This is a genomic window from Streptococcus massiliensis DSM 18628 (genome assembly GCF_000380065.1).
GTDB lineage: Bacteria > Bacillota > Bacilli > Lactobacillales > Streptococcaceae > Streptococcus > Streptococcus massiliensis.
In genome coordinates, this window is sequence record NZ_KB904424.1 from 1 (window position 1) to 6,945 (window position 6,945).

Below are 6,945 nucleotides of genomic sequence, written 5' to 3' on the forward strand. Positions count from 1 at the left end.
AGGGTGATAAGACGGGCGACCAAAGGCATGATAGAAGGCGTGGAAGTGACAATCCTCCAAAGTATTCACCACTTTTTCAATCGTAAAGACGAGATGGTCTTGTGGCAAGAAAGAACTGATTTCTAGTGGTAAAGTTGTTTGATTTGTGTTATAGTGAATATGCATGGGATAGCCTTTCTAAATGGTTTATTGTGCAATTCTATTTTACCAAGACTATCGCAACCATGCAAAAAAGCAACGGATTTGCCGTTGCTTTTTTTGGAGATAAGGGACTATTGTCTCAGGCTCTTTTTGATTGAAAAATAAGAGAAAATTAGCCTTTTTTTAGGCTTTATGGTATACTTTTATTATAAAGGAGGGAGTCTCATGGCAATTAAAAATGCAGAAATTTTAGTGCCTGTTGCAGAAGCTTTAGGGCTAAATGTGGATGAAGAAGAAAATGTTATTTTTGGTCAAAATGACGGATTGACTCTTTATATAAATAAAAATTCTTCAGCGAATATTTATCAAATTCATTTTTGCTTGAAAAAAGAAGATGGGGTCGAAACAAGCAAAGATATACTAAAAAATGCCAGTAAAACGATTAAACATCTAATGGGACCGACCATTAATGAACCGGTCATCATGTATAGTGTCAAAGCTGGCATGACCAAGGAAAAAACCAAGGATCGGCTAATAACAGTTTCTCAAGAGCTCATAGCTTATTTAAAGGAGCATCATTTTCAAAATGTTTGTGAGAAAATAGGTTTGACAGGGCATACAGATGTTTGCCAAGTAAAAGGTGGTCTTCACTTCCTCAGTCCAAAAGGTTTTGAAGATTTTAGCTTTGAAGCGAATACTGAAAATCAGCTTTATGATGGCCAGAAGGAAAATGTTGGAGCTGGTATTATTGGAGCCTTGTTGGGAAGTCTTGTTGGTTCTTTGGCAGTGCTTTTAGTTGGTCAGATGGGCTATGTGTCTGTGTGGACTGGGATTGCCATGGGGGTATGTACACTGAAAGGTTATGAACTGTTAGCTAAAAAACTTTCTCGTAAGGGAGTGGTGTTCAGTGTTGTTATCATTTTGGTTATGACCTTTATTGCTAATCAATTTGACTGGGCACTGACCATTGCACGTCAAGCGAATGTGAACGTCTTTGATGCATTTCAAGCCATGGGCACTCTGATGAGTGAAGGTTACATTGATATGGGAGTTTATTATGGAAATCTAGCTCTGTTGTACTTGTTCTCAGCAGGTGGAGCTCTCTTAATGATTTGGGAAATGGTAGCTAGAAATAAAAAGCGTTACGTATCACGTAAATTATAAAAAATGAAAAACTGGTTTTAGCCAGTTTTTTTCGTCTCTTATCGAAAATATTGTCCATTTATGGTACAATAGAGTGTATTTGTAAAGAAAAGAGAGTAAGAATGCTAGAAAAAGTAGATTTGATGAAAGAACAGTTACAAGGAATTGATATTCGTTTTGACGAACCTCTCAAAAAATACACCTATACCAAGGTAGGTGGACCAGCGGATTATTTGGTTTTTCCGCGCAATCGGTATGAGCTGGCGCGGGTTGTACATTTCGCCAATCAACAGGAAATTCCTTGGATGGTGCTGGGCAATGCTAGCAATATTATCGTGCGTGACGGCGGTATTCGTGGCTTTGTCATCATGTTTGATAAGCTCAATACGCTGACGGTCAATGGCTATACGATTGAGGCAGAAGCAGGTGCCAACCTGATTGAAACCACGCACGTGGCGCTCTACCATAGCTTGACGGGCTTTGAATTTGCCTGCGGTATTCCGGGCAGCGTTGGCGGGGCGGTCTTTATGAACGCGGGTGCCTACGGCGGTGAGATTGCCCACCTTCTTGTTTCTTGTAAGGTCTTGACGCCGCAGGGTGAGCTAAAGACGATTTCAGGTGAAGACATGAAGTTTGGCTACCGTCAGTCCTTGGTTCAAGAGACGGGCGATGTTGTCGTGTCTGCTAAGTTTGCTCTCGCACCAGGCAATCATGCCACGATTTCACAGGAAATGAACCGTTTGACCCATTTGCGTGAGCTCAAGCAGCCTCTGGAACATCCGTCTTGCGGCTCTGTTTTTAAACGTCCGCTAGGGCATTTTGCGGGGCAGCTGATTAGCGAAGCGGGGCTCAAGGGGCACCGAATTGGTGGCGTGGAAGTGTCAACCAAGCACGCTGGCTTTATGGTCAATGTGGCGGGTGGTAGCGCGCAAGATTACGAAGACTTGATTGCCTACGTGATTGAAAAAGTGGCTGACAGCTCTGCTATTACCCTAGAGCCTGAAGTGCGGATTATTGGTGAATATGCGGCGGATGCCGCTCACGGCTGAAAAAGAAGGAATTTATGAAAATTGAAAAAACCAATTATCGAGTTCAAAAATGTCTCTAAAGTTTTTGAGGATAACAATACAACTGTTTTAAAAAATATCAATTTTGAGTTGGAAGAAGGGAAGTTCTACACGCTTTTAGGCGCGTCCGGCTCAGGAAAATCAACGATTTTGAATATTATTGCGGGGCTCTTAGACGCTTCTAGCGGCGACGTTTACTTGGACGGCGTGCGCATCAATGACATTCCGACTAACAAGCGCGATGTCCACACGGTCTTTCAGTCCTATGCTCTTTTTCCTCATATGAATGTGTTTGAAAATGTGGCTTTTCCGCTGCGTTTGAAGAAAGTAGAGAAAAAAGAAATTGAGCGGCGAGTGGCAGAGGTCTTGAAAATGGTGCGCTTGGACGGCTATGAGCGGCGTTCTATTCGCAAGCTCTCTGGTGGGCAACGCCAGCGGGTTGCTATTGCGCGGGCCATTGTCAATCAACCGCGTCTGGTCTTGCTAGATGAGCCCTTGTCAGCTCTTGACTTGAAGTTGCGGACGGACATGCAGTATGAACTGCGTGAATTGCAGCAGCGTTTGGGCATTACCTTTGTCTTTGTCACTCACGACCAGGAAGAAGCGCTAGCTATGAGTGACTGGATTTTCGTCATGAATGACGGTGAAATTGTCCAGTCTGGGACGCCCGTTGACATCTACGACGAGCCAATCAATCACTTTGTTGCCACCTTTATCGGCGAGTCCAATATCCTTGCCGGGCGTATGATTGAGGACTATCTGGTCGAATTTAACGGTAAACGCTTTGAAGCGGTAGACGGGGGCATGCGTCCCAATGAAGCGGTGGAAGTGGTGATTCGTCCAGAGGATTTGCGGATTACCTTGCCAGAAGAAGGCAAACTGCAAGTCAAGGTGGACACCCAGCTTTTCCGCGGCGTACACTACGAAATCATTGCCTATGACGAATTGGGCAACGAATGGATGATTCACTCGACCCGCAAGGCGATTGTGGGCGAGATTATCGGCCTCCAATTTGAGCCAGAAGACATCCACATCATGCGTCTCAACGAAACCGAGGAAGAATTTGATGCGCGGATTGAAGAATATGTCGAAATCGAAGAGCAAGAAGCAGGGCTGATTAACGCCATTGAGGAGGAAAGAGATGAAGAAAACAACCTCTAGGCTCTTTGTGTTGCCTTATGTCTTGTGGATTTTGCTCTTTGTGCTCGCGCCGGTTGCTATGATTGTGTTTCAATCTTTTTTGGATATTGAGCATCATTTTACGCTGGACAATTACAAGACCTTTTTCAGCGCCCAGAATTGGACCTATCTGAAAATGAGTTTCAATTCCATTCTCTACGCGGGCATTATCACGCTGGTGACCTTGCTCATCAGCTATCCGACGGCATTTTTCCTGACTCAGCTCAAGCATCGCCAGCTCTGGCTCATGCTGATTATCCTGCCGACTTGGGTCAATCTTTTGCTCAAGGCTTATGCCTTCATTGGGATTTTCGGGCAAAATGGCTCGGTCAATCAATTTCTAACCTTTATAGGCTTGGGGCCGCAGCAGATTTTGTTTACGGATTTTTCCTTCATTTTTGTGGCTAGCTATATCGAGCTGCCCTTTATGATTTTGCCGATTTTCAATGTCCTAGACGATATGGACCAAAATCTCATAAATGCCAGTTTCGACTTAGGTGCCAATCGCTGGCAAACCTTTCGGCGGGTGATTTTTCCGCTGTCCATGAATGGCGTCAGAAGCGGTGTTCAGTCGGTTTTCATTCCCAGCCTCAGCCTCTTTATGCTGACGCGTTTGGTTGGTGGAAATCGCGTGATTACGCTGGGAACGGCGATTGAGCAGCATTTTTTGACAACCCAAAACTGGGGCATGGGTTCCACAATCGGCGTTGTCCTGATTGTCGCTATGCTTCTTACCATGTGGCTGACTAAAGAGAGGAGGAAAGAATGAAAAAATTTGCTTCCACTTATTTAGCCCTTGTGTTTTTGCTGCTTTATCTGCCGATTTTCTACTTGATTGCCTATGCCTTTAATAGCGGCGACGATATGAATAAGTTTACGGGCTTTAGCCTGACCCATTTTCAAGCCATGTTTGGCGACAGCCGCTTGATGCTGATTTTGGTGCAGACTTTCTTTCTGGCTTTCCTATCCTCGCTTTTGGCAACGGCTATCGGCACCTTTGGCGCCATTTATATCTATCAAGCTAGAAAGAAGTGGCAGGGGCTTTTTCTCGGTTTAAATAACATCTTAATGGTCGCGCCCGATGTCATGATTGGGGCGAGTTTCCTGATTTTATTTACCGTTGCAGGCTTCCAATTAGGCTTTGTCTCTGTTCTTGCGAGCCATGTGGCTTTTTCCATTCCCATTGTTGTTCTTATGATTTTGCCACGCTTGCAGGAAATGAACGATGATATGATTAAGGCGGCTTACGACTTGGGGGCTAGTCAGCCGCAAATGCTTAAGGAAATTATGCTGCCTTATCTAACGCCAGCTATTATCGCAGGCTATTTTATGGCTTTTACTTATTCTTTGGACGACTTTGCCGTGACCTTCTTCGTTACTGGAAATGGCTTTTCTACCCTTTCGGTGGAAATTTACTCGCGGGCACGCCAAGGAATTTCCCTAGAAATCAATGCTTTGTCAGCCTTGGTCTTTCTTTTTAGCATTTTCCTAGTCATCGGCTATTACTTCATTTCCAGAGAAAAGGAGGCAGAATGAAAAAACTTTATTCATTTTTAGTGGGCGTACTTGTCATTATCCTCGCTCTCTGGGCAATAACGGTGCGGCTAGAAAGCCAAAGCAAAAGCAATGACAGCAACAAACTGGTCATTTTCAACTGGGGCGACTATATCGACCCTGACTTGCTCAAGGAATTTACCAAGGAAACGGGCGTGCAGGTGCAGTACGAGACCTTTGACTCCAATGAGTCCATGTACACCAAGATTAAGCAGGGCGGAACGACCTACGACATCGCCATTCCAAGCGAATACATGATTTCCAAGATGATGTCAGAGAAGCTCCTGACCGAGCTCGACCACAGCCAGATTAAGGGCTTGGAAAATATCGGTTCCAACTTTCTCAACCAGCCTTTTGACCCTGACAATCGCTACTCTGTTCCTTATTTTTGGGGAACGCTGGGTATTGTCTACAATAGCGAGCTGGTAGACCGAGCGCCCGAGCATTGGAATGACCTCTGGCGACCAGAATATAAAAATTCCATTATGCTGATTGACGGGGCGCGTGAGGTTATGGGGATTGGACTTAATTCGCTAGGATACAGCCTAAATTCTAAGAATGAAGGGCAGCTGCAAAAAGCGGTTGACAAACTCTACACCCTGACGCCCAATATCAAAGCCATTGTGGCAGATGAGATGAAGGGCTACATGATTCAAAACAATGCCGCCATTGGCGTCAGCTTTTCTGGCGAGGCGCGGCAGATGTTGGACAAGAATGACAAGCTACGCTACGTCGTGCCGACCGAGGCTAGCAACCTCTGGTTTGACAATATGGTCATTCCCAAGACGGTGAAAAATAAAAAAGCGGCCTATCAGTTTATCAACTTTATGCTGCGTCCAGAAAATGCCTATAAAAATGCCTTATACGTCGGCTATTCCACGCCAAACACATCAGCCAAAACTATGCTACCCAAGGAAATACAAGAGGATACAGCCTTTTATCCGACCGAGGAGACCATGCAGCACTTGGAAGTTTACCAATCGCTGGGCTCAAAATGGCTCGGGATTTACAATGACCTCTATCTGCAGTTCAAGATGTATCGGAAATAAAATCATAACCACCCGTCTAACGGGTGGTTTGCACCAGGGCTATAAGCCCAAATTACCAGCCAGCGCCTAAAGACGCTGGCTTTCACGTTGTTCAAGCCTTATTGCTCTTGACTCGTCACTTGCCTCTCAAAGAGGCGTGTGCACTACTTGCCATTATCCCTAAAGGGATCTTCATACTCTTTCACACTTAATTTATCTAGTGCTATATCATGCTTTACTCGTTCTCAAATTTTCATACTCGTGAAGAAATCATCCACTGGATAATTTCTTTGCTCTTGAATATATTTCTTAATTGTGGCTTCATTGAGACCTACTGTACTTACATAATAACCTTCGGCCCAGAAATGGCGATTGCCAAACTTGTATTTGAGGTTGGCGTGTTTGTCAAACATCATAAGAGCACTTTTGCCTTTCAGGTAGCCCATAAAACTCGAAACGCTTATCCTCGGTGGGATACTCACTAACATGTGAATATGATCTGGCATAAGATGTCCTTCGATAATCTCAACACCTTTATAACTACATAATCGGCGGAATATTTCACCCAAGCTGCTTCTATATTGATTATAGATAATTTTTCGTCTATACTTAGGGGTGAACACAATGTGATATTTACAATTCCACTTTGTGTGTGATAAACTATGTGCTTTTTGAGCCATACTTTTCTCNTTTCGCTTTACAATAGGCTTGAACACCTTTATTGTATCGCGTTTGGAGTTTTTTGGTATAACCTGCGATGCGCACCCGCATAGCGGGTGGTTTATTTGTCTCGCACCTTCGAAGCGAGACGGACTAAAGTCACATAATAAAAA

General features: G+C 44.3%; 6 protein-coding genes and 2 pseudogenes. 6 read left to right on the forward strand and 2 right to left on the reverse strand.

Annotation, left to right across the window (positions count from 1 at the left end; all coding sequences use genetic code 11):
- Positions 1-165, reverse strand: a pseudogene (locus A3I3_RS11335) (IS1182 family transposase); the annotation flags it as partial.
- Positions 166-366: 201 nt separating this feature from the next.
- On the opposite strand from A3I3_RS11335, the gene A3I3_RS0108750 reads away from it, so the two are divergent.
- The 6 genes from A3I3_RS0108750 to A3I3_RS0108775 all read left to right on the forward strand — a co-directional run bounded on the left by A3I3_RS0108750 (position 367) and on the right by A3I3_RS0108775 (position 6,133).
- Entirely contained in the window at positions 367-1,305 is a 939-nt protein-coding gene (locus tag A3I3_RS0108750; protein ID WP_018372331.1) for an FUSC family protein, read from the forward strand.
- A gap of 101 nt (positions 1,306-1,406) precedes the next feature.
- Positions 1,407-2,333 carry a UDP-N-acetylmuramate dehydrogenase gene (gene murB / locus A3I3_RS0108755; protein WP_018372332.1) on the forward strand — a complete coding sequence of 309 codons (927 nt, stop codon included), beginning with the start codon at positions 1,407-1,409 and terminating at the stop codon, positions 2,331-2,333.
- A 21-nt stretch (positions 2,334-2,354) separates the two neighbouring features.
- Positions 2,355-3,512 carry an ABC transporter ATP-binding protein gene (locus A3I3_RS0108760; RefSeq protein ID WP_018372333.1) on the forward strand — a complete coding sequence of 386 codons (1,158 nt, stop codon included), beginning with the start codon at positions 2,355-2,357 and terminating at the stop codon, positions 3,510-3,512.
- A complete protein-coding gene (locus A3I3_RS0108765) occupies positions 3,493-4,299 on the forward strand; it encodes an ABC transporter permease (protein WP_018372334.1) in 807 nt (268 codons plus the stop codon). Before A3I3_RS0108760 ends, A3I3_RS0108765 begins: the two co-directional genes overlap by 20 nt.
- The gene (locus A3I3_RS0108770; RefSeq protein ID WP_018372335.1) at positions 4,296-5,066 is read left to right on the forward strand and encodes an ABC transporter permease; all 771 of its coding nucleotides are present in this window, start codon (positions 4,296-4,298) and stop codon (positions 5,064-5,066) included. Before A3I3_RS0108765 ends, A3I3_RS0108770 begins: the two co-directional genes overlap by 4 nt.
- Complete coding sequence (locus tag A3I3_RS0108775) at positions 5,063-6,133, forward strand: ABC transporter substrate-binding protein (protein ID WP_018372336.1); 1,071 nt, start codon at positions 5,063-5,065, stop codon at positions 6,131-6,133. Before A3I3_RS0108770 ends, A3I3_RS0108775 begins: the two co-directional genes overlap by 4 nt.
- Before the next feature lie 143 nt (positions 6,134-6,276).
- On the opposite strand, the pseudogene tnpA reads toward A3I3_RS0108775, so the two are convergent.
- Positions 6,277-6,792, reverse strand: a pseudogene (gene tnpA / locus A3I3_RS10310) (IS200/IS605 family transposase).
- Between the last annotated feature and the right edge of the window lie 153 nt (positions 6,793-6,945).

What these genes read in the sequence shown, in the direction of transcription:
- A3I3_RS0108750 (WP_018372331.1), top strand. Translation starts at nt 367, where the DNA reads ATGGCAATTAAAAATGCAGAAATTTTAGTGCCTGTTGCAGAAGCTTTA.
- murB (WP_018372332.1), top strand. Translation starts at nt 1,407, where the DNA reads ATGCTAGAAAAAGTAGATTTGATGAAAGAACAGTTACAAGGAATTGAT.
- A3I3_RS0108765 (WP_018372334.1), top strand. Translation starts at nt 3,493, where the DNA reads ATGAAGAAAACAACCTCTAGGCTCTTTGTGTTGCCTTATGTCTTGTGG.
- A3I3_RS0108770 (WP_018372335.1), top strand. Translation starts at nt 4,296, where the DNA reads ATGAAAAAATTTGCTTCCACTTATTTAGCCCTTGTGTTTTTGCTGCTT.
- A3I3_RS0108775 (WP_018372336.1), top strand. Translation starts at nt 5,063, where the DNA reads ATGAAAAAACTTTATTCATTTTTAGTGGGCGTACTTGTCATTATCCTC.